This is a genomic window from Candidatus Hoaglandella endobia (genome assembly GCF_900044015.1).
GTDB classification, from domain to species: domain Bacteria; phylum Pseudomonadota; class Gammaproteobacteria; order Enterobacterales; family Enterobacteriaceae; genus Hoaglandella; species Hoaglandella endobia.
Genome location: NZ_LN999835.1, coordinates 113,277 through 137,250, shown reverse-complemented (window position 1 = coordinate 137,250; position 23,974 = coordinate 113,277). Strand labels below are relative to the sequence as shown.

The 23,974-nt window shown below is 42.3% G+C and carries 20 protein-coding genes, 1 tRNA gene and 1 pseudogene; 10 read left to right on the top strand and 12 right to left on the bottom strand.

Annotated elements, in window-relative coordinates; translation table 11 throughout:
• The first annotated feature begins 29 nt into the window (after positions 1-29).
• Positions 30-1,019 (top strand): DNA-directed RNA polymerase subunit alpha, encoded by a 990-nt coding sequence (locus A4A70_RS00655; protein WP_067567531.1) that lies wholly within the window; start codon positions 30-32, stop codon positions 1,017-1,019.
• Positions 1,020-1,070: 51 nt separating this feature from the next.
• Positions 1,071-1,433 carry a 50S ribosomal protein L17 gene (gene rplQ / locus A4A70_RS00650; protein WP_067567528.1) on the top strand — a complete coding sequence of 121 codons (363 nt, stop codon included), beginning with the start codon at positions 1,071-1,073 and terminating at the stop codon, positions 1,431-1,433.
• A 28-nt stretch (positions 1,434-1,461) separates the two neighbouring features.
• Here rplQ and pgpA read toward each other — a convergent pair whose 3' ends face one another.
• The 8 genes from pgpA to queA form a co-directional block, all read right to left on the bottom strand.
• Positions 1,462-1,944, bottom strand: coding sequence for a phosphatidylglycerophosphatase A (gene pgpA, locus A4A70_RS00645; RefSeq protein ID WP_067567525.1), 483 nt, complete (start codon positions 1,942-1,944; stop codon positions 1,462-1,464).
• Between the two features lie 28 nt (positions 1,945-1,972).
• Complete coding sequence (nusB, locus tag A4A70_RS00640) at positions 1,973-2,404, bottom strand: transcription antitermination factor NusB (protein ID WP_067568251.1); 432 nt, start codon at positions 2,402-2,404, stop codon at positions 1,973-1,975.
• A gap of 16 nt (positions 2,405-2,420) precedes the next feature.
• Positions 2,421-2,891, bottom strand: coding sequence for a 6,7-dimethyl-8-ribityllumazine synthase (ribH, locus tag A4A70_RS00635; protein ID WP_067567522.1), 471 nt, complete (start codon positions 2,889-2,891; stop codon positions 2,421-2,423).
• 142 nt (positions 2,892-3,033) lie between these two features.
• On the bottom strand, positions 3,034-3,897 hold the full coding sequence (gene secF, locus A4A70_RS00630; RefSeq protein WP_067568249.1) for a protein translocase subunit SecF: 864 nt from the start codon (positions 3,895-3,897) through the stop codon (positions 3,034-3,036).
• A gap of 79 nt (positions 3,898-3,976) precedes the next feature.
• Complete coding sequence (secD, locus tag A4A70_RS00625; protein WP_082798866.1) at positions 3,977-5,836, bottom strand: protein translocase subunit SecD; 1,860 nt, start codon at positions 5,834-5,836, stop codon at positions 3,977-3,979.
• 29 nt (positions 5,837-5,865) lie between these two features.
• Complete coding sequence (gene yajC, locus A4A70_RS00620; protein ID WP_067567517.1) at positions 5,866-6,201, bottom strand: preprotein translocase subunit YajC; 336 nt, start codon at positions 6,199-6,201, stop codon at positions 5,866-5,868.
• Positions 6,202-7,326: a tRNA guanosine(34) transglycosylase Tgt gene (gene tgt / locus A4A70_RS00615; protein WP_067567514.1), complete on the bottom strand. Its 1,125-nt coding sequence runs from the start codon at positions 7,324-7,326 to the stop codon at positions 6,202-6,204.
• A gap of 60 nt (positions 7,327-7,386) precedes the next feature.
• Positions 7,387-8,457 carry a tRNA preQ1(34) S-adenosylmethionine ribosyltransferase-isomerase QueA gene (queA, locus tag A4A70_RS00610; RefSeq protein WP_067567510.1) on the bottom strand — a complete coding sequence of 357 codons (1,071 nt, stop codon included), beginning with the start codon at positions 8,455-8,457 and terminating at the stop codon, positions 7,387-7,389.
• Between the two features lie 419 nt (positions 8,458-8,876).
• On the opposite strand from queA, the gene A4A70_RS00605 reads away from it, so the two are divergent.
• A complete protein-coding gene (locus tag A4A70_RS00605) occupies positions 8,877-9,479 on the top strand; it encodes a peroxiredoxin C (RefSeq protein ID WP_067567508.1) in 603 nt (200 codons plus the stop codon).
• 155 nt (positions 9,480-9,634) lie between these two features.
• On the opposite strand, the gene pssA is transcribed toward A4A70_RS00605, so the two are convergent.
• The gene (gene pssA, locus A4A70_RS00600; protein ID WP_067567505.1) at positions 9,635-10,993 is read right to left on the bottom strand and encodes a CDP-diacylglycerol--serine O-phosphatidyltransferase; all 1,359 of its coding nucleotides are present in this window, start codon (positions 10,991-10,993) and stop codon (positions 9,635-9,637) included.
• A 473-nt stretch (positions 10,994-11,466) separates the two neighbouring features.
• Here pssA and A4A70_RS00595 point away from each other — a divergent pair.
• Positions 11,467-11,553, top strand: a tRNA-Ser gene (locus tag A4A70_RS00595).
• A 144-nt stretch (positions 11,554-11,697) separates the two neighbouring features.
• Here A4A70_RS00595 and pcnB read toward each other — a convergent pair.
• A complete protein-coding gene (gene pcnB / locus A4A70_RS00590; protein WP_082798885.1) occupies positions 11,698-13,110 on the bottom strand; it encodes a polynucleotide adenylyltransferase PcnB in 1,413 nt (470 codons plus the stop codon).
• Positions 13,111-13,472: 362 nt separating this feature from the next.
• The gene (gene dksA / locus A4A70_RS00585; protein WP_067567499.1) at positions 13,473-13,931 is read right to left on the bottom strand and encodes an RNA polymerase-binding protein DksA; all 459 of its coding nucleotides are present in this window, start codon (positions 13,929-13,931) and stop codon (positions 13,473-13,475) included.
• Positions 13,932-14,166: 235 nt separating this feature from the next.
• On the opposite strand from dksA, the gene erpA reads away from it, so the two are divergent.
• From erpA to nlpD, 6 genes and pseudogenes are all read left to right on the top strand, one after another.
• The gene (gene erpA / locus A4A70_RS00580) at positions 14,167-14,508 is read left to right on the top strand and encodes an iron-sulfur cluster insertion protein ErpA (protein ID WP_408605393.1); all 342 of its coding nucleotides are present in this window, start codon (positions 14,167-14,169) and stop codon (positions 14,506-14,508) included.
• 828 nt (positions 14,509-15,336) lie between these two features.
• Positions 15,337-15,992, top strand: a pseudogene (gene relA / locus A4A70_RS00575) (GTP diphosphokinase); the annotation flags it as partial.
• Positions 15,993-16,127: 135 nt separating this feature from the next.
• A complete protein-coding gene (gene pyrG / locus A4A70_RS00570; RefSeq protein ID WP_067567493.1) occupies positions 16,128-17,765 on the top strand; it encodes a glutamine hydrolyzing CTP synthase in 1,638 nt (545 codons plus the stop codon).
• A 20-nt stretch (positions 17,766-17,785) separates the two neighbouring features.
• Complete coding sequence (eno, locus tag A4A70_RS00565) at positions 17,786-19,087, top strand: phosphopyruvate hydratase (RefSeq protein ID WP_067567490.1); 1,302 nt, start codon at positions 17,786-17,788, stop codon at positions 19,085-19,087.
• Positions 19,088-19,485: 398 nt separating this feature from the next.
• On the top strand, positions 19,486-19,767 hold the full coding sequence (gene ftsB / locus A4A70_RS00560; RefSeq protein ID WP_067567487.1) for a cell division protein FtsB: 282 nt from the start codon (positions 19,486-19,488) through the stop codon (positions 19,765-19,767).
• Positions 19,768-20,384: 617 nt separating this feature from the next.
• Complete coding sequence (gene nlpD / locus A4A70_RS00555) at positions 20,385-21,341, top strand: murein hydrolase activator NlpD (RefSeq protein ID WP_067567484.1); 957 nt, start codon at positions 20,385-20,387, stop codon at positions 21,339-21,341.
• An 11-nt stretch (positions 21,342-21,352) separates the two neighbouring features.
• Here the strand turns inward: nlpD and mutS are convergent, their stop codons facing one another.
• Entirely contained in the window at positions 21,353-23,947 is a 2,595-nt protein-coding gene (mutS, locus tag A4A70_RS00550) for a DNA mismatch repair protein MutS (RefSeq protein ID WP_067568245.1), read from the bottom strand.
• Positions 23,948-23,974: the final 27 nt, after the last annotated feature.

Sequence of the window (23,974 nt, the reverse complement as noted above, 5' to 3'; positions counted from 1 at the left end):
AGAGGAAATGAGGAAACAGAGAGGAAAAAATGCAGGGTTCCGTAACAGAGTTTCTAAAACCGCGCCTTGTTGATATCGAGCGCGTTAGTTTGACACACACCAAAGTAACCCTTGAACCTTTTGAGCGTGGCTTCGGCCATACTTTAGGTAATGCATTACGCCGTATTTTACTTTCATCGATGCCTGGTTGCGCGGTGACCGAGGTTGAAATTGATGGTGTACTACACGAGTACAGCACTAAAGAGGGTGTACAGGAAGATATTCTAGAAATTTTACTCAATATAAAAGGACTAGCAATTAAAATTCAAGGTAAAGATGACCTAATCTTGACTTTAAATAAATCAGGTATTGGTCCTGTAACAGCAGCTGATATTAATTATCATAGTAATGTTGAAATAGTCAAACCAAATCATATTTTATGTCACTTAACTGATAAGAATGCATCTATTAATATGCGTCTTAAAGTTCAGCGTGGTCGTGGTTATGTTCCAGCGTCTACTAGAATTAATGCGGAAGAAGATGATCATCCGATTGGACATCTGCTAGTAGACGCATGCTATAGCCCAGTGGAACGTATTGCTTACAATGTGGAAGCAGCACGCGTTGAGCAGCGTACTGATTTAGATAAGCTGATAATTGAAATTGAAACTAACGGTACTATCGATCCTGAAGAGGCTGTTCGCCGTGCAGCTACCATTCTTGCAGAACAACTTGAAGCTTTCATTGACTTAAGTGATGTACGTCAGCTTGAAGTAAAAGAAGAGAAACCAGAATTTGCTCCGATCTTACTACGTCCTGTTGACGATCTAGAATTAACTGTCCGTTCTGCTAACTGTCTTAAGACAGAAAATATCCACTACATTGGTGATCTGGTACAACGTACCGAAGTTGAGTTACTGAAAACGCCCAACCTCGGTAAAAAATCTCTTACTGAGATCAAAGACGTGTTATCTTCCCGTGGTTTATCTCTGGGTATGCTTCTGGATAATTGGCCTCCAGCAAGTATCTCGGGTGACTAAATCAATAGATTGAAGTAAATAAAGTTAATAAAGTTAATAAGGATAAACTTCATGCGTCATCGTAAGATTGGTCTTCAATTAAATCGTAACAGCAGCCATCGCCAGGCTATGTTCCGTAACATGGCTTGCTCTTTAGTTCGTTATGAACTCATTAAGACAACCCTGCCAAAAGCAAAAGAGCTACGACGTATTGTTGAACCGCTGATGACACTTGCTAAGTTAGATAACTTAGCAAATCGTCGACTGGTCTTCTCCCGTACTCGGAATAACGAGATCGTAGCAAAATTATTTAACGAGCTAAATTTACGTTTTGCTAACCGTACTGGTGGCTACACTCGTATTTTAAAGTGTGGCTTTCGTGTAGGAGACAATGCGCCAATGGCTTATATAGAGTTAGTTGATAAAAAAATATAAAGATCAAAAAAAATAGTTTCTTAAGAGCTTATAGATAGCATCTAATACTATATAAAATACCAGCAACAATTATCCCTACTATAATATCATCGATAATAATGCCTATACCTCCATCTACACTACGATCGAACCAGCAAATCGGCCATGGTTTCCAGATATCTAACAATCGAAACAATACAAAGCCGGCCAGCACCAATTGCCAGTTATTTGCTGGCAATACTATCAAACTAATCCACATACCGACGAATTCATCCCACACAATACAGCCATGGTCATGTACACCTATTTCTTCTGCCATCTGGTGGCAGAAAGAAACGCCGAAGTAGATACTACCTATAATTACTAGCGAGTAAAGCGGCCACGGTAGTAATATTAACAAGTACCAGATCGGTATTGCAGTCAGCGAACCAATAGTGCCTGGCATCCATGGAGACATGCCGCTGCCAAACCCTGTAGCTAGTAGATGACAGAGATTTGACGGGGGGCTCCGCCGCTTCACGACCAACAACATACTGCAGAAATATCGAGTATCATGGTTATTAATTCTTATTGTTCTTATCGGGACAAATTTGCGAAGCAATCTTGTCTAAGACCCCGTTGATAAACTTATGACTATCTTCTGCACCGAAGGTTTTGGCCAGCTCAATAGCTTCGTTGATAGCAACCTTGTACGGCACATCTCGACGTTTGCTTAATTCAAATAATGCAAGGCGTAATATGGCTCTCTCAATGTGGCCCAGTTCTGATAACTGGCGTGAAAGGTAGGGTGCCATAAGCTTGTCTAGCTCTGGAGAGTTCATCGCAGTTCCAGCATATAACTCTTGGAAATAAGTTATATCAACATTCGATGTATCATCATGTTCTGTTAAAAATTGAACTTCAATATCGACGATATCATTATGCGACAATTGCCATGAGTAAAGTGCTTGCACAGCAAATTCCCTCGCACGGCGACGAGCAGCTGGTTTCAGCAAAGTTCTCTTCACTTTACGCCTTGATGGCTTGCAATATGTTAATCATTTCTAGTGCGGTCAGTGCAGCTTCCGTACCTTTATTTCCGGCTTTGGTGCCGGCTCTTTCTATTGCCTGTTCGATACTGTCAGTGGTAAGCACACCGAACGCCACTGGCAGCGAAGTATTTGCGGCAACAGCAGACAGACCAGAACTGCATTCACCAGCGACAAATTCAAAATGGGCGGTACTACCTCGAATAACCGTACCTAGTGCTACGATGGCATCGTACTTTTTGCTGTTAGCTAGCGTACTGACTGTTAGTGGCAACTCATAAGCGCCTGGCACCCAGACCACAGTAATATTATCATCGTTAACCTGTCCAATGCGTTTTAAGGCGTCTATTGCTCCATCAAGCAGATTATTATTAATAAATTGGTTAAAACGAGCAATAGCTATAGCGACCCGCGCATTGGGAGAAGTAACAAAACTTTTAATAACGTTCATAGTTATCCTTACAATAATAGCTGGCAAGGTAATAATTATAACAAAATCTTATTATGTTAACACTGATAAACATAAACAGAGGTAACAAAAGTTGTACTACATCAATTGCAACGTCTGATTCAATTGTTTCAATTTATCTTTTTTAAAGCAATTGCTCGCGTTTTATACCTAGCTTAAGAGCTAGTGCTGATGCGACATAAATCGAGCTGACAGTACCGATAAATATTCCGATCAGTAGCGTAGTCGAGAAACCATGTAATATGGCGCCGCCAAAAATTAGCATAATCAGCACCACAATTAAAGTCGTAGCCGAGGTCATAACTGTTCGGCTCAATGTTTGCATCAACGACAAGTTGAAAAGATCGTAGGCGCTGCAGCAGTGGATCTTGCGAAAATTTTCACGAATACGGTCGAAAACTACAATACTGTCATTTAGCGAGTAACTAATCACTGATATCAATGAGGCGATAATTGTCATATCTATTTCAATATGGCATAGCGCTAATACGCCGAGGGTAATCAGCACATCATGCGCTAACGCCAATAATGCGCCAGTTGCCAGGCGCCATTCAAAACGAAACCAGATATAAATCAGAATACAGCTGAACGCCACCAGAAGTGCTATGCCGCCGGTCTGCGCTAGATCGCTGCTAACACTTGGACCAATGAATTCGACCCGTTTCAATATGGTTTGCTGGCCGGTAAACTGATTAATTAATCCTATTACTTTGTTACCAAGTTCTTGATCTAGTTTGTGTTGTACTGGTAGCATACGAATGATCAGATCGCGGCTGCTACCGAAATGTTGTACTAGTATATTGCTAAAACCTGCATGTTCCAGCACATCCCGTATGTGATCTATATCAACCAAATTTTCCAGTTGCAGTTCAATCACGGTACCGCCCGTGAAATCTAGCCCCCAGTTAAAGCCACGCATTACAATAATGATAATAGAGCAGATAAGCAAAATTGCCGACAGGGTAAAAGCTACATAATCCCACTGCATAAAATCATAAACTTTACGGCCATAATTCAATTCTTCAACACTTATTTGTTGTTCTACCACATGCTACTCCTCCTACTAGTTAGATGGATAGTTTATTAATACGTTTCTCACCATAAAGTAGGTTAACGAGGGCACGTGTGCAGATAATTGCTGTAAACATTGAGGTAGCTACCCCAATAGCAGTAGTAATAGCGAATCCTTTAATGGACCCAGTACCCATGTAATATAAGATACTAGCAGTAATCAGCGTCGTCATGTTGGCGTCAATAATACTGGGCAAAGCCATACGATAACCTTCATGAATTGCCTTCTGCACTTTCCGACCGTTACGCAACTCTTCTTTTATCCGTTCGTTGATCAGGACATTTGCGTCAACTGCTACTGCTAACGTTAGCACGATACCGGCAATACCTGGCATAGTCAACGTAGCACCCGGCAGCAGCGATATAATGCCGATAATTAGCAATAAGTTAGCGATAAGCGCCGTGGTAGCGATAAAACCAAACTTACGGTAACATCCTACCATGAACAAAATTGATGATACCAATCCCCACAAACAGGCTTCAACCCCCTGGGTAATGTTCTGCCTTCCTAGAGTAGGACCGATGTTGCGCTCTTCAACAATCTGGATAGGAGCAATTAGAGCACCTGCGCGCAACAAAAGCGATAGGTGATGCGCCTCGTTAAGGTTATTAAGTCCGGTAATACGAAAGCTATTCCTTAGCCTCGACTGTATCGTAGCGACGTTTATCACCTCTTCCTTCTTCACCATAATGGACCTGCCATGAGCGTCTTGCTTACCGCTATCCTTATAAGTTACAAACAGAGTAGCAATTTGCTTACCGATGGAAACCTTGGTAAAATTAGACATGATGGTACCGCCAACACTGTCGAGGAAGATATTTACCTGAGGCCGATTATAGTTGTCGGCGCTGTAGTTCGAATCAATGATATGGTTGCCGTCTAGTATTACCCGTTTATATAGGACGAACGGCTGACCATCACGGTTAAATTTAACTTCTGAATCTCTCGGCACGTGGCCGTTAACGACGGCAGTTTGGTCCACCGAATTATTAACTAAACGGAATTCTAGCGTGGCGGTTGTTCCTAGAATTTCCTTAGCGCGTGCCATATCCTGAATACCAGGCAGCTCGACTACTATGCGAGCTGCGCCATAACGCTGCACCAACGGCTCGGCGACGCCCAATTGATTGACACGGTTACGTAGTATAGCAATACTCTGCTGCACCGCGTATTCACTAGCTTCGCGCAGCTGCTTGTACGCTAGCGTGACGTGCAATGCGTTATTGCCCACATTTTTGATAACTAGATCGCGATGGTGCAGTAAGGCCCAAGAACTCGCCTGATCGCGAGTAGCGGTATTATGGAAGAGAATGTCGCTGCCATAATTGCTGTCATAATTTTTGATTCTACGCACCGTCATGTAAGCCATACCATTTTTGTGTAACTCACTGAGCAGATTATCTATTTTCTTTTTCTGCAGCTTAACCAGCACGGTGTCCATATCTATTTCTATCAAAAAATGCACGCCACCACGTAAATCTAGACCCAACTTCATCGGTGACGCCCCTAATATGGTCAGCCATGCTGGTGTCGCCGGAACTAGGTTAAGGGCTATAATATAATTTTTATTCAGCACGTTCATCAATGCTTCTCTGGCTCGCAGTTGTACGTCAGAATTAGCATAACGAATTAATATAGCACCATTTTTCAGCGAAATGGATTTACTAGCGATATGTTGTTGTTTCAAAATCTGTCGGATTTGTACTAGCGTCGAATCATTAACAGCGCTACTATACCTGCCAGTGATCTGTACAGCAGGATCCTCGCCATAAAAGTTTGGAAGAGCATATAACAGTCCGACGGACAATACTAGAACTAGCATGATGTACTTCCATAAAGGATAACGGTTTAACACTGCAGTCCCCTTTGGAATAAGATTCTTAATTAGAGTCTTTTCATGGTACCATTCGGTAGAATGGCGGTAATGAAATCACGCTTGATAATAACTTCATTAGTGTCGTTTAACGCTATAACAATATAGCCGGTTTCCACGACTTTCACTACTCTGCCAACCAGTCCGCTGGTAGTTAGTATTTCATCTCCTTTGGAAAGAGAAGTAATCAATTCTTGATGTATCTTGGCACGCTTTTGCTGTGGGCGCAGTATCATTAAATAAAATATCAGACCAAAAAATACTAACATCACCACCAGAGAATAATAAGGACTGCTTTGGGCCGTTGCACCGGTGTCAGCAACGGCTTCAAAAATAAAAAAACTCATTTAAATTTTCTCCTTATAAGGCTGGCTCCCTGTTCGTTGATAAAATTTACCTACAAACTGATCCAGTTTACCTTCATTAATAGCCTGGCGTAAATCAGCCATCAAACGCTGGTAATAACGTAAATTATGGATACTATTTAGACGAGCACCGAGTGTTTCATTGCAACGATCAAGATGATGCAAGTACAAACGACTATAATTACGACAAGTATAACAATCACATTCATTATCCAATGGTGTAATATCTGATTTATAGCGGGAGTTGCGGATTCGCACTACTCCTTCAGTAACAAAGAGATAACCGTTGCGGGCATTACGGGTTGGCATTACGCAGTCGAACATATCGATACCGCAGCAAACACCCTCAACTAAATCTTCTGGCTTGCCTACCCCCATTAAATAACGCGGCTTGTCTACAGGCATTTTAGGACACAAAGAAGCTAAAATACGGTACATATCAGATTTGGCTTCTCCTACTGCTAAGCCACCAATAGCGTAACCATCAAAACCAATTTCTATCAGTCTTTTTACCGATATATCTCGTAAATCTTCGTAAACTCCGCCCTGAATAATCCCAAATAAAGCATTTGGATTACACAGTTCATCAAATCGCTGACGGCTACGGACAGCCCAGCGCAGCGACATTTCCATAGAACGTTTAGCATCCTCCCAATCGGAAGGATAAGGAGTGCATTCATCGAAAATCATTACAATATCGGAACCTAGGTCATACTGGATTTCCATCGATTTTTCTGGACTGAGAAAAATTAAGTCGCCATTTATCGGATTACGAAAATGCACGATCTCTTCAGTAATTTTATTGATATCACCCAAACTAAAAACCTGGTAACCACCTGAGTCTGTCAGAATTGGACCATGCCACTGCATGAAATTGTGCAAATCGCCTTGCAACTTCATAATCTCCTGCCCTGGTCGCAGCCATAAATGGAAAGTGTTGCCTAGCAAGATCTGTGAACCGGTCTCTTTGACCTCTTCCGGCGTCATACTTTTAATAGTACCATAAGTACCTACCGGCATAAAAGCCGGCGTTTCCACCACACCACGGTCAAATACCAAACGTCCACACCGGGCTTGACCATCCGTGTTTAATAATTGATATTCCAATTATCCTCCATATATATATTTTTTTGGTCCTGTTTATACAGGATGTATGCCGTAATAAAATTAAGCATACCACCCAAGTTTGGCAGCTAAGTTGTTCTGGGTAATGAACATTGCATCTCCATAGCTGAAAAAATGATAACCCTGCGCCACCGCTTCGCGGTACGCTGCTAGCGTATGGCGATAGCCAGCAAAAGCCGCTACTAGCATGATCAACGTAGATGCTGGTAAATGGAAATTGGTTATCAACGCATCGATGATGTGAAAACGGTAACCAGGATAAATGAAAATACGAGTATCGCCAAAAAATGGCACCAATATTTTTTTACCTGCAGCTGCTGCCGCGCTCTCTAACGAGCGCACGGAAGTTGTACCGACAGCGATAACACGATTGCCGCGCGCTTTACATGCCAACACTGCATCGACTACTTCTTGCGGTACTTCAGCGCGCTCAGCATGCATTTTATGCTGCTCGATGTTTTCCACCCGCACTGGCTGGAAACTACCAGTACCCACGTACAGCGTGAGAAATGCCATCTCAATACCTTTAGCACGCAGCGCTGCCTGAAGCGGCTCATCAAAGTGCAAGCCAGCGGTGGGAGCTGCTACTGCGCCTGGCCGGTCTCCATAGACCGTCTGATATAATTCACGGTCCATAGTTTCATCAGGTCGGTCGATATAAGGCGGTAACGGTATATGACCTGACTCATTAAGCAAAGTTAGGACATTGTTGGTATTGTTAAAACGAAGTTCAAAAAGCGTTTCATAACGCGCCACCATCGTTACATCGATAGTTTGATTGTCGCCTAATAAGATGGTGTCGCCGGCTTTGGGAGTGTTAGATGTACGAACATGAGCTAGTACCCGATTATCATCGAGTACTCTTTCCACCAGGACTTCTATTTTACCGCCGCTAAATTTACGACCGAACAACCTGGCAGGTATTACGCGGGTATTGTTAAAAACAAGCAAATCGCCTGCAACTAAAATTGTCAGCAGGTCGGTAAATATTCGGTGTGTTATTTCACCGGTTTGGCCATCTAGTGACAATAAACGGCAAGCACTACGTTCAGCTTGTGGATAGCGAGCAATTAGATTGTTTGGTAGTTTAAAAAAGAAGTCTGCAACGCGCATGGGGTAAATTTCTTCAGCTAAGAACCAATTAGGTTAGTTTAGAGTCAAGTTTTTGGCCTACAAGGAGTAAACTTATTATCTATGATTTGTAATATACTGAGAAATTATTTTTTCTATTTTTTATATCCTGCGCTTTTTTAGCGCCATGCATGAATACTTAAATAGACTTTTTTAGTCATATGACGTCGTTAAAAGCATAGACTAACAACTTATGAACTAGGTCGCACCTTTCTGGTTTCAGAGAAAAAATTAAGTTTTCTAAATCAACCTCTTTCTAAGAAAGAGCTTTGCTTTGATAGTAATAATCTATTAAACTAATAGACAGAATTATCTGTAGTACAGCTGGGCTTAGTATTATACTAGACTACCTAATTATCTATCATCCACTCAGCCACCAACGCAATTTGAGGAGTACATATATGGTCTTGGTTACTCGTAAAGCTCCTGATTTTACCGCCACTGCCGTACTTAGTAACGGTGACATTGTCGATAATTTTAACTTAAAATCTTTTATCCAGGATAAATTAACAGTAATTTTTTTCTGGCCAATGGACTTCACATTCGTCTGTCCGTCTGAATTAATCGCGTTTAATAAACGCTACGCTGAGTTCAAAAAACGCGATGTAGAAATCATTGGCGTGTCTTTCGACTCCGCATTTGTACACAACGCCTGGCGCCAGGTACCTACCGATAAAGGCGGCATTGGCCTTGTTCAGTATCCAATGGTCGCAGACATTAAACGCGATATCATCCGAGCTTATGGTATAGAGCATCCCGATACTGGAGTCGCATTGCGCGGCTCTTTCTTGATAGATAAACAGGGGATTGTTCGTCATCAAGTAGTTAACGACCTGCCGCTGGGCCGCAACATCGATGAAATGATGCGGATGGTTGATGCTCTGCTCTTCTACGAAGAGCACGGCAAAGTTTGTCCGGCACAATGGAAAAAAGGCCAGGAAGGCATGGATCCTTCGCCAGAAGGTGTTGCTCAATACCTAGCAAATAACTTGAATAAACTTTAATAAAGTTCTAATAAATGGTATCCTTACTTAGTTAGGATACTGGCTGGTATAGTACGTAATAGCTACAGCTAGCAGGGATATAACAGCTAAAGATAATGTAATGTAAATGTAACGCTGCCTGAAATCTGAAAGATAAGAAAGTTACGTAAAAGTTTTCAAAGTATGTGGCTGATTAAGCGGTCGATGCGAATCCGCCGCAAGCGGCGGATAAGCTTGCGAACTTTAACTGGATAATCGGCAATGTTTTGTAGCTCAGCGAAGTTTCGCATCGCTTGCGTATGGGTACGAATTAGCATTAGTTCATGTTCACGCTGTTGGTGTAATGCCTGTGCAGGATCATGGATCAACAGCGCATTTTCTAAATCTAGCCGCCAGGAGCGCGGGTTAAAATTATTGCCAGTGATTAGTTGCCATTCATCGTCCACCCAAATACCTTTTAAATGATAGCTATTATCATTTTCCTTCCATAAACGCACTACCAATTGACCATTATCAACATAACGTTGCAAACGACTGAGAAAACGGCGTAGATTAATTTCATATAGATAAGGTAAAACACCAATAATTTTAAACGGTTGATCTTCAGGGATATAAAAGTCGTTAGCGGTCTTATCGCCCACTATAATTTCAACCTGCCTGCCTAGACGTAATAAACCGATTAGATCGCGCACCAGCAATGTCGGCAAGTTGAAATAAGGGGTACATAGAGTCAATTTATCCCGAGTTGAGCATAGCAGATGATGAACTATTTTATTTAGCGGGCTTTGTTTACCCAAACCCACCAGCGGGGTAATAGCTAATTCTTCTTGACTTGCTGCCCCGACAAAACTGTAGCCTGCTTCCCTTAGGTTCTGACGAAAACGACGCGTATGATGCTTAATATCAAAACATTTTGTACTAGTAACATTATCCAGACGATTTACCGCTGGAGCAGTGATTAAATGGTATTTAAGATAATTAAGTAGAGTGTTTGCCAGTGTTAGATTACGAATAATTTGATAACGATCGTAGCGGTATCTTCCTAACTGTTGTAGATAAACGTCGTTCAGATTGGCGCCACTGTAGATAACCAGATCATCAACGATAAATCCTTTTAGGTGTAAGACGCCTAAAGCTTCTCTGGTGTTGACTGGCACACCGTATACTGGGACGTCCACGCCAGGGTGCTCTTGCGCCATACGGCAGTACCAATCGGCGTTAGTATTAGCTGCAGTGGTGCCGATACGGCCGCGCTGCGCCCGATGCCAATCTACCAAAATCGCAATATCGAGCAAGGGAGCGGATTGTTTAGCGTGATAAAGGGCGTTGAGGATCCGATGCCCTCCTTGGTCTTGCTCCAAATATAACACGACCAGATATATATGCCTTCGTGCACTATTGATCGCCTGTATGAGCGCTTGCGAGAATTCTCTCGGGCTGTAAAGCGTTTGAATATCTACCACGCTCTGAGAAATTTTGGGCAGTTGGGCAAGTTGTTGTTGGTGTTTTTTGCTGTGTTTAAAAATTGACAACATTACAAGTTTTCTTCTTGTCTAGTTTAGATTGGAATGGCTTTCTTTGCTCAAACAATTTAAGTACGGGTTAATTGAAAGTCATACTACTTTTTATTTTACTAGTTGTAGCGAAGTAGTTTAATCAGCCTTGCAGTAATATTGTCGATAACATCATTTTTTAGCCGCACATTACATCGTGAACCTGAACTTACTTGCTAAGTTTTACGTTATTTAGCCTCAACATTGACTATATTGCAAACATAGATCTAGCGTTTTCGTTATCTTAGACGAAGATAATTGCAATAATTATCAGATGATCATCTGATACTAGAAAACTTCTTACTTTCTATGAAACATTATAAGTTTTATAGTTATAAATTTCTTTATAACCTCTTGCTGAGAGCACAGTATAAGAAAGGTTTTTTTTACACTAATTTCCTTTACCTTTAAAAAATAAATCCATAAAATGGAAAAAATTTTTTGTATTTCAACTTGGTGAGGTGTCCGAGTGGCTGAAGGAGCACGCCTGGAAAGTGTGTATATGCGCAAGTGTATCGAGGGTTCGAATCCCTTCCTCACCGTCACAACTAAAAAACGAATAAATCACTGAGCTTCTTTTCCAGCGTTAGGCTGTTGCGTAGTACCTGAGCAACTCGGCTGTCGCTGACAATTACCTTAAAATAGATAGTTGAGTAGTTTTCAAGTACTGCACCTATTCTGTTTTGTTAGGCTATCTCTCGATTTGTGGTACCTTTTGTTGTACCTTGGCGCGTTTGTAGGTTGTTCGGCCCATACTTGGTCAGTATGGTTTTCTGATGCCGCTTCGTAGCTACCTGTAATTCAGGCCACTGGTGGGCTGAATTCAACCAGTGGCTAACAAGCTGGAGCTCAGCGTTATTTTCTACTTCAGCGCGCAAGGTTAGCAGATCATAAGCGGCACGGAACTTGGGATGGTCTATGAGCTTTAGCTTATGAGCGCTTTTACCTTTACCTTGACTGATAAGTGATAATCGCAACTGCAATTGCCATATATCTCGCATCAGACTGGTTAACCTTTTAGGAAGGGCTAATGTGCGGCACTGCTCGTCAAGAACATCTTTTATTGCCAGTGAGAAGGCATCAAAATAGGACATACCGCTGATCTTATGGGTGAGTGTCTTAGTCTGCTCTAGCAGAGGATACCACAGCATCGCGGCAAATAAAAAAGCTGGATTAACTCGCATATCATTGTGTAAACGATAGTCGGCATTGACCAGAACGCGCACGATCATTTGCTTTATATAGCTATCATCATGATACTCAGTACAATTACGATTTATCAGTGGGAAAAGAGGTTTAAATAACTGATATTTACATAAAAGATGGTAGGTCGTTTCACCATAGCCCGTCTGAAAAAGTTTTAATGATTCTTCAAATAGCCTCGCCGGAGGAATATCGCATAATAATCCAGCAAGTCTGGAGATGGGCTCAGCCGTCTCATAGCTAATAGTCATATTCAATTTTGCTGCAAAGCGTATTGCACGCAACATGCGAACTGGATCTTCTCGATAACGAGTTTCTGGATCGCCGATAAGACGTATGGTGCCTTCATATAAATCTTTCAGACCGCCTGTATAATCGCGCAGCGTAAAATCAGCCACATTATAATATAGGCTATTGACAGAAAAATCACGGCGCTGGGCATCCTCTTCGAGAGAACCGAAAATATTATCACGCAGTAACATACCTTTATTGTTAGAAGCTATCGTCTGATTATTCTGATGATGACCGCGGAAAGTAGCAACTTCAATGATTTCCGGCCCAAACATTACGTGGGCAAGACGGAAACGTCGGCCTATTAGCCGACAATTGCCAAATAGTTTACGCATCTGCTCTGGTGTAGCATTGGTGGTAATATCAAAGTCATTGGGCTTTTTACCCAGTAATATATCGCGTACGCCGCCACCGACTAGATAAGCTTCAAAGCCCGCCTTGTTCAGCCGATAAAGCACTTTTAAGGCATTGTCACTGATCTCTTTCCGTGATATATGATGTTGATCACGCGGAATAATTGTCAAAAGTCGCCTATCCTCTGGTACTATTTCTACACGTTCATGATTTAGTACCTTACGGTATAAATTGGCTACTCGGGTAAAAATATTATACCTCAACAGTCATAAATAAACAAAAACTACTTAAAAACAGCAGCTAATATAACTAATCTCTAAGTAAGAGCATAAGCTAGTACGTTGTTCTTCATGAAGTGAGCGTGGTTGGCACTGCCATTTTAAGATATGTATACTAACTAAATATTCACTCGCCATAGAATATACTTGTGCCTAGAGATAGTTGCTGATAGCTGTGATTTTCAGTAGAAAATAGATTAAGCAGCTAATTAAAAATTATACAAGTAGGCTTACTTTGCTGCAAGGTGCTAATAGCTAACTTGCTATTCTTATACTGATTATATTTTTTAAATATCCTTCAAAGCAGACCGCAGCAGTAACCGGCGTATGATTATTTATCCAGTCATCTGTTTTTCACGGATTTCAGCAATGGTTTTACAGTCGATACACAAGTTAGCGGTCGGCCGCGCCTCTAGACGGCGAATACCGATTTCTACTCCACAGGAGTCACAAAAGCCGAAATCATGATTTTTAACTTTTTTTAGAGTTTTTTCTATTTTTTTAATTAACTTACGTTCCCGCTCGCGGTTACGCAGTTCAAGGCTAAATTCTTCTTCTTGCGCAGCACGATCAACCAGATCCGGAAAATTAGCAGCCTCATCTTGCATATACGACACAGTACGTCCGACCTCACCTCTAAGTTGATTACGCCACGCTTCTAGAATACGTTTGAAATGTAGAAGTTGAGCTTCATTCATGTACTCTTCTTCATGAGACTCTTGCCGGTACGGTTCTACCCCAGCAATGCCGAGTATGCTTAAGGAGGAGGTCTTACGGTTTTGTTCTTCTTGCATTTTTTCTGCTCCTTTTAACATCAGGCACTAGCAATCTCTCATAATCAAGGTTAAACAGGCAGTTAGAAATAGCAAATAAAACTAATATGAGCAATATTTCATCTTTAGAAAAAGAAAAATTTCTTTTTACTAGTTTGCCACCTTTAATTTTTTATGTAGATAGTAGCATATATTTATCTTAATATAATACTTAAACGTAAAGCTAAATAATAGATACTTGAAAGGGAGTAAAATTATGAACGCAATAGCATTGCAATTACAGTTTACCGATTCAGCTACAACTAAAATAAAAAACCTTATTGCAGATGAAAATAATACTAATATAAAATTAAGGATCTATATTACCGGCGGCGGCTGTAGTGGTTTTCAATATAATTTTACTTTAGACGATAAAATCAAAGAAGATGACTTTACCCTTGAGAAACAAGGAGTAACACTAGTAGTTGATCCTATGAGTCTACAATATTTAGTAGGCGGCTCAGTAGATTATAGCGAAGGGCTAGAAGGATCGCGCTTTATCGTTACCAATCCCAATGCCAAGACCACTTGTGGATGCGGCTCTTCTTTCAGTATCTAATCGACACGCCGTTTTTCTTGTCTATTTTTTTTGCGATTACTGTTAGCTCCCTAACAGGGAGCGGGATGTGTATCCTGCTTTATCAAAACTCTACTTTTAGGTAGGTTTGCTCGCTTTATTTACGCAGTAGGTATTTTACTACCAGTAGCTTAAGCTACTAGCGGAGGATAACTATTATCTAGTAGCAACACAGAGTGTTGGGTAAATTATTCTAAATTTTACAACACCATTCATTGTAGGTGATGAATAAGCACGATGTCTCCCCCTACCCTAAATAAAAGCAGTGACATAACTTTCCCTACTTAAAACCAGAAAATTATCTTAATTCCGGCTACACTACTACTAATACATCCTACAGAATGTCGCCGCTTTAGCCGTTTCTTTATCTCCCGCGAAGACTCTTTCGGTAATTATACCAAAATTTTACTTCTTAGTACTTATAAGCAATGTCAGTATAACTCAAGCAAAAAAGTTAGCCGAGGCTAATTAAGTTAAAAATACTTTATAACTAGCAATGTACTAAAGCCCATAATTGGCATGGTATGGTACGCCTTCTGCTTAAAGCAGTGTCAATTATATGAGCTAGATTCTAGGAATCTCTGAACTGTACTAGTTTTTAGCAGGCTGTTTTAATAAAAAATAATAGAAGTGATTTTCTATTTAAAAAATTAAAAATTCCAACATCTCTTCTATAAGTTAGGCTCTATAATTTAGGTAGTAGGTATGGTTGCGGTAAGAAGTGCACATTTGAATCTAGTTGGCGAATTTTCTGTGGAAGACTGGGTTTACAGTTTAGGCCTCGCCAAGCCGCAAACAAGTGAACGGCTAAATGCACCAGAAAATGAGCAGTTGTTGACGGCTAAAGAAAGCACCAATATTTATATACCGCTCGCTAACCGTCTCGATATCGGCCAACTAACATGGGAACTGGAAGATTTTTTTTCCGCTATTTGTATCCTAAGGAATACAAGTGCATCGCCCAAATGTTACATGAGAGGCGAATTGCTCGCGAGCAATATATCGAAAATATTGTTATCTCGTTGCGAAAAACTATACAGCAAGCAGATCTGCAAGCTGCAATTGATGGCCGTCCGAAACATATTTATAGCATCTGGCGCAAAATGCAGCAAAAGGAGCTAGAATTCGATGAACTATTCGATGTGCGGGCAGTGCGAGTGGTAGTAGATCGTTTAAAGGAATGTTACGCTACTCTTAGTATTGTGCATACACATTTCTGCTACTTACCAGATGAATTCGACGACTATGTTGCCAACCCGAAACCTAATGGCTATCAATCTATTCATACTGTCGTGCTTGGGCCGCTGGGCAAAACTTTAGAAATCCAGATCCGTACGCGCCAAATGCATAAAGACGCTGAGCTTGGTATGGCAGCGCACTGGAAATATAAAGAGTACGGCACAACGCTTATCGGCGGCCAAGCCGGCTCTAAGCAGCGCATCGACTGGTTACACCAGTTGCTTGCTTAGCTCCAGTTAGATAACTGTAAGTACACAGCCAACTAATTAATTTCGCCTAGCAATGCTAGGCTGGGTCCCAGCGGCATCTAGCCGGTACTAAAATTACAGGTATTACTCAGGTTACACTTGTTCAGGTTCCATATGACAACTAATTATATTTTTGTAACCGGTGGGGTTGTCTCTTCACTAGGTAAAGGGATTGCAGCAGCTTCACTGGCAGCTATTCTCGAAGCGCGGGGCCTCAATGTTACCATCATGAAGCTAGATCCCTATATAAATGTAGATCCCGGTACCATGAGTCCAATTCAACATGGTGAGGTTTTCGTTACTGAAGACGGCGCCGAAACAGATCTGGACTTGGGTCATTACGAGCGTTTTATCCGCACTAAAATGTCTCGACGCAATAACTTCACCACCGGTCGTATCTACTCCGACGTACTGCGTAAAGAGCGTCGTGGCGACTATCTTGGCGCTACCATCCAGGTGATTCCCCATATCACCAACGCCATTAAAGAACGTATTGTTGAAGGCGGTGATAACCATGATGTGGTTTTAGTAGAGATTGGCGGCACGGTAGGCGATATCGAATCGCTCCCTTTTCTGGAAGCCATCCGTCAAATGGCGGTGGAAGTAGGGCGTGAACATACGTTGTACATGCATTTGACTCTGGTGCCTCACATGGCGGCTTCAGGTGAAGTAAAAACGAAACCGACTCAGCATTCAGTCAAAGAGCTGTTATCTATTGGCATCCAGCCTGATATATTAATTTGCCGCTCTGATCGAGCGGTACCAAATAATGAACGGGCAAAAATTGCTTTATTCTGCAATGTGCCGGAAAAAGCGGTTATCTCTCTCAAAGATGTTGATTTTATTTATAAAATTCCAGCACTATTGCAATCTCAGGGGCTTGACGATTATATTTGTCAACGTTTTCACTTAAATTGTCCCGAAGCAGATCTTTTTGAGTGGGAGCAGGTAATTTACCAGCAGGCTAACCCTGTCGGTGAAGTGACCATCGGCATCGTAGGAAAGTATACCGAGTTACCAGACGCCTATAAGTCGGTTATTGAAGCGCTAAAACATGCAGGATTAAAAAATCGTCTGACGGTTAATATTCGCCTTATTGATTCACAGGATGTGGAATCTCGCGGCGTCAAGATGTTAAAAGATCTAGACGCTATTCTTATTCCAGGTGGCTTCGGCTATAGAGGTGTTGAAGGGAAAATATTGACCGCGCAGTATGCACGCGAGCAAAATATTCCTTATCTGGGAATTTGTTTAGGTATGCAAGTGGCATTAATAGAATTCGCACGACACGTAGCGGGCATGACTGATGCTAACTCAACCGAGTTTGTTCCAGATTGTAAGTATCCAGTAATTGCTCTAATAACCGAATGGCACGATGAAAACGGTAACTTAGAAATTCGCAACGAGCGGAGCAATTTAGGTGGTACTATGCGCCTCGGCAGCCAGCAATGCTACTTGGTAGACGATAGCCTAGCACGTCATCTTTACGGTGAGTCTATTATTATGGAACGTCATCGTCATCGTTATGAAGTCAACAAGTTGCTATTAAAACATATTGAGGCCGCAGGTCTGCTTGTTGCTGGCTACTCCGGGGATAATAAGCTGGTAGAGATCATTGAATATCCAAGTCATCCGTGGTTTATCGCCAGCCAGTTTCATTCGGAGTTCACCTCGACGCCTCGTGATGGTCATCCGCTCTTTACCGGTTTTATCAAAGCCGCGTGTTGTTATCAAAAACAGGCGCAGAAATAACCTTTGCAGAGGAAATAAAAATGTCTAAAATAGTAAAAGTCATTGGCCGTGAAATCATCGATTCTCGCGGTAATCCTACCGTAGAAGCAGAAGTGCATCTACAAGGTGGTTTCGTTGGTCTTGCTGCAGCTCCATCTGGAGCCTCCACTGGCTCACGTGAAGCTCTGGAACTGAGAGATGGAGACAAGTCACGCTTCTTAGGCAAGGGTGTAATTAAAGCAGTTAACGCGATAAAAGGTCCAATAACGCAAGCACTGACGGGTAAAGATGCCAAAGATCAGGCCACCCTGGATCAAACTATGATCGATCTAGATGGCACCGAAAACAAAGCTCATTTCGGTGCCAACGCTATTTTGGCCGTATCGCTGGCTACCGCTAAAGCCGCCGCCGCTTCTAAATGCATGCCACTTTATGAACACATCGCTGAACTGAACGGTATTCCAGGCAAATTTTCGATGCCCTTACCAATGATCAACATCATTAACGGCGGTAAACACGCAGATAACAACATCGATATCCAAGAGTTCATGATTCAACCAGTTGGCGCCAAAACCTTAAAAGAAGCCATTCGCATGGGTTCTGAAGTGTTTCAGAACCTGGCAAAATTGCTGAAAACAAAAGGCATGAACACTGCCGTGGGCGACGAGGGCGGCTATGCCCCAAACCTAGAATCTAATGCCACCGCGCTAGCGATTATTCAAGAAGCAGTAGAAAAAGCTGGCTATGTACTGGGGCAAGATATTACCCTAGCAATGGACTGCGCTGCATCAGAATTATTTGAAGAAGAGACTGGTACTTACAACCTAACAAGCGAAGGTAAAACCTTTACTTCTCAGGAATTTACCCATTACCTGGAAAAGTTAACTAAACAGTACCCTATCGTTTCTATTGAAGATGGCCTGAATGAATCAGATTGGGACGGCTTTGCCTATCAGACTAAAGTTTTAGGTACTAAAATTCAGTTGGTAGGCGACGACTTATTTGTTACCAATACAAAAATCCTGAAAGAAGGGATCGCAAAAGGCATTGCTAACTCAATTTTGATCAAATTGAACCAAATTGGTTCGCTTACTGAAACTTTAGCTACCATAAAAATGGCCAAAGACGCTGGTTACACCACTATTATTTCTCACCGTTCAGGCGAAACTGAAGACGCGACCATCGCCGATCTAGCAGTAGGTACTGCTGCTGGTCAGATAAAAACAGGTTCAATGAGTCGTTCTGATCGCGTAGCTAAATACAACCAGCTTCTCCGTATTGAAGAAGCTTTGGGAGACAGCGCACCATTCAACGGTCTAAAAGAAGTGAAAGGCCAGTCGTAATTCTATAATTTTTAGTTATTTATTTGGCTATTATTGTAAGCGATTATAGTAATCTACCTGCGTAGTAGAGGCTTTTATTAATATCATATTAGCGCTATTAGCGTATGGGCTGTGGTGATATTCTTCTGGTGGGGTGTAAATTATGACAATGGTCAAGTCCCAGCACGCCCAGGTAAATAGGGTGTAGCTAACCGAGTAGCTGGGAGTAAGCACTTATCTGCTAGATGGCGACCAAATATTATCTACTATGGTTAACTATGATTGATACCAAAATTTAGGCTGTCTCGACGACTCGACTACCAGTACGAGAATATTTGCTGTATTTTCATACTTCTTTTTTGGTAGAGGGCAATCAATTTCTGTTTTCCATTTTAACTTTTTTATTTTTAGTGGTTAGAATGAAAAAACTTACGCTTCTGTTATTAGTATTTCTAGGCTGGCTGCAGTATTCGCTTTTGATAGGTAAAAATGGTTTGCACGACTTCATAAAAGTTAAAAACGATATCAAGATACAACAAAGTAATAACGCCAAAATTAAGGCCCGTAATAATCAGCTACTTGCGGAAATTGATGACTTGAACAGTGGTCAGGAATCTATCGAGGAACGATCACGCAACGATCTGAGCCTAATAAAACCAGGCGAGGTCTTTTATCGTCTGGTGCAAGAACAAGCAAAATAACAACTGATGGAATCTTCCCATATATATTTATTGATGCTGCTGTGAATAGTGTAGTTACGTTAGAATAAGCATTAAACGCCTGTTGCAAGTTATCAAGGCGGTGCTAAATGAACTTTTTATCTACTATTTATCTACTATGCTTTTGAGCACAAAGCAGATGATCACATCGTAGTACTACTGCTCATAACTTAATTACTCCTGCTGCAGTGGCGGTAGTTTGCCACCATTATTTTGACCGCCTACTGCTACCCCCTACCGCCAAACCTTCCTTAAGCGCTCATGGACAAGCTAGAGATGAATGAGGGCAGTTTCCGCTGATTTAACGACGAAGGTGAAGTAGAGAATTTATGATGGCAACTGTCGAAGCAACAAGGGATCTTATCACGCTGGGGAAATGTGATCTGGCCCCTGATGTAGCCGCGCTTGACTGACTACTTATAGATTAAGCATCACTACTTTCTCTCTATAATTAGATAAAGTTTTTGATAGGCATCAAATGGTTACTACTTGCATATTGTTTGTAGGATAAAAAGATAGATATATAACAAAACATGTCTGGCCTACCTAAGACTACTTAATATCATGATTGGCGTTACTGCCATAAGAGAGCAATAAGCATGAAAAGCCTGAAGTGCGCGTGGCGCCGCATTACGGTCTGTGCCATGGTAAGTATAGCCATGGCTGGGTGTACTACTAATCAGACTGGTTTACCTCCTACTATAAGAAGCGTAGGCAGCAATTTTACAGTTAAATGCGACCAGAAGATTGGCCATACTTACAATATGGCTGCAGTTAACAGCGGCACTCAGGTAAAGATCTATCCGAAAGGAAGGATCATTTATAATAGGAGATACAAAAACATACAACAAGGTTCTTATTATGGCATCACTTACCAGGTAAAATGGAGTGATACCCTGTTTTACATTGCCTGGATTACAGGTAATGACTACCTGGACTTAGCAAGACGGAACAACATTATGAAACCTTACAGCCTGAACGTGGGTCAGACGTTATATGTAAGAACCTGTACTACTTCAATACCAGCCAAGGTGCAATTGACAAAATTAATTGTAGATTATTATAAACATAACATTCATGCCGATAAACAGAGTGAAGAAAAAATGTTCACTACTACCAACGGTACTGTTGTTACTAGAACTACTACTGCGCCGTCCGCTCTCAAAGATACTGGAAATACGGCTATAATCGGCTGGCGTTGGCCTACCAATGGGAAGATGATCGACAATTGTTCCACTGCCGAAGGAGGCAATAAAGGCGTCGATATCTCCGGATCAAGAGGTCAACCAATATTGGCGACCGCCAGTGGCCGTGTAGTGTATACGGGCAACGCCCTACGGGGATATGGTAATCTTATCATTATCAAGCATAATGATAATTACTTGAGTGCCTACGCCCACAACGATACGTTGCTAGTCCACGAACAACAGGAAGTAAAAGTAGGGCAAAAAATTTCTACTATGGGGAGCACTGGAACCATCAAAACTAAACTTCATTTTGAAATTCATTATAAGGGAAAATCTGTAAACCCGCTGAGTTATCTTCCGCCGCGATAAATATATAAACGTTAAGAATGTACTATTCGGTGGGGAGAGGATTTCACCATTTTTTTTAGCCGATATAACCATTCCAGCGCCTGGTTTGGTGATAACCGAGCAGGATCTATATTTCCTAATACCTCGATAACTAGGGCAGATGGTACTTCTTGCTGCTGCATTGATACCGCTTGCTGCTGCATTGATACCGCGTTAGACAACATTTCTAATTCTTTAAGCTTTTGCCGCGCACGTTTTATGACGTCGCTCGGTACCCCAGCTAACGCAGCTACTGACAGACCGTAGCTCTTGCTAGCAGCGCCCTCTTGCACAGCGTGCAGGAAAGCAACAGTTTGTCCATACTCCAAAACTTCAAAATGAACATTCACTACTCCCTTGAGCTTTTCCGGCAGCTTGGTCAGTTCGAAATAGTGCGTTGCAAACAAGGTCATCGCCTTAATACGCACCACCAAATTTTCTGCACAGGCCCATGCCAGCGATAACCCGTCATAAGTAGAAGTACCACGGCCTATTTCATCCATTAACACCAGACTTAGTCGCGTAGCATTATGCAGAATATTAGCGGTTTCGGTCATTTCTACCATAAAAGTGGAGCGCCCAGAAGCTAAATCATCTGTAGCGCCAACTCGGGTAAAAATACGGTCTACCGGGCCGATGGTAGCCTGCTCAACGGGCAAGAAACTACCGATATATGCCAGCAGTACAATCAGAGCAGTTTGGCGCATATAAGTACTTTTACCACCCATATTAGGGCCAGTAATGATCAACATACGCTTTTCTTCAGACAACAATAGTGAATTAGCTATAAAAGGTTCGCTCAGTACCTGTTCAACAACTGGATGACGGCCGTTGATAATATGAATACCAACTTTATCAACGAGCGTCGGGCATACATAATTTAGTGTATCAGCGCGCTCGGCAAGATTGCAAAGCACGTCCAGCTCTGCCAGCGCTGCAGCGCTTTGCTGTAGCGCTGGCAGAGACGGCAACATCCAGTTTAATAGCTTGTCGTACAGTTCCTTTTCTAGGGCTATAGCTTTACTTTTCGACGTCAGTACCTTATCTTCATATTCTTTCAGTTCTGGGATAATATAGCGTTCGGCGTTTTTCAAAGTCTGGCGGCGTACATAATGGATAGGTGCCAAGTGGCTTTGCCTTCGACTCAACTGAATGAAATATCCATAGACAGCATTAAACCCTACTTTTAATGTATCAAGACCGGTTTTTTCCCGTTCACGTACTTCAAAACAGTCGAGATAATCGTTGGCTCCCTTCGACAACGCGCGCAAATAGTCTAGCTCATCGTTATAACCGGAGTTGATTACACCTCCGTCCCGCACAAGTACAGGTGGCGCCTCAACTAGGGCACGTTCTAGCAATGAACGCAACTCACTAAATTCTCCGATACGTTCTAGCAATTGTGGCAGATATGGGCTATTTGTCTCGATCAGCAGCGCTTGAATATCAGGTAGTTGAGCAACGGCATGGCGTATGCGCGCTAGATCTCGTGGACGCGCCGAGCGCAGCGCAAGACGCGCTAGCACCCGTTCCAAATCGCCGATATTACGCAACAGTAGCTGAAGCCTGGAAAAGCTACCATTATACTGCAGCGCCTGGATGCTATTCTGACGTTGCGTGAGTATATTGATATCGCGTGTTGGCATATGTAGCCAGCGTTTTAGCATACGGCTCCCCATGGGAGTGACGGTACGGTCAATGATAGCGGCCAGAGTATTATCACTGCCGCCGCTCAAATTCTGAGTTAATTCCAAATTTTGACGCGTTGCTACATCCATCACGATACTATCTTGTTCCCGCTCAAAAGTGATAGCTCGAATATGCGGTAGCTCAGTTAGTTGGGTATTTTTAGCGTACTGCAGTAGACAACCAGCAGCGCGCAGAGCCAAATGCGCCCGATCGATGCCAAAACCAGTTAGGTCGCGGGTGCCGAACTGGCTATTGAGCTGCTGACGGGCGGTATCAAGATCGAATTCCCAAATAGGCCGACGTCGCAACCCGCTACGGTACTCGATCAGTATGAAATCTTGCAGCATCTCAGGATATAAAAGCTCCGCTGGATTAGTGCGCTGTAATGCAGCGGCCATCGCCTCGCGGTCTGCTGGTTCAGAAACAAGAAAACGACCAGAGGTCATATCCAGTGTGGCATAACCAAAGCCATCCGGTGTCTGAAATAGTGCGGCTATTAGATTATCCTGGCGTTCATTCAGCAACGCTTCGTCGCTCAGAGTACCGGGAGTTACGATGCGTACCACGCGCCGTTCTATCGGCCCTTTTGTCGTGACTGGATCACCTATCTGCTCACAAATAGCTATCGATTCCCCTAATGCTACTAGTTTCGCTAGGTAATGATCTAGCGCATGATGTGGCACGCCAGCCATAAGAATCGGCTCGCCAGCTGAGGAACCACGTTTAGTTATAGATATATCCATAAGCTGCGATGCGCGCTTGGCATCATCGTAGAATAGTTCATAAAAATCTCCCATCCGATAGAAAAGCAGTATATCTGGTTGTTGTGCTTTAATTTTCAAATACTGCTGCATCATTGGGGTATGTAACGAGTAGTCCTTATCTCCAGAATCAGTCATAATCAGGTTGCTCATGTTAGGTGCTAA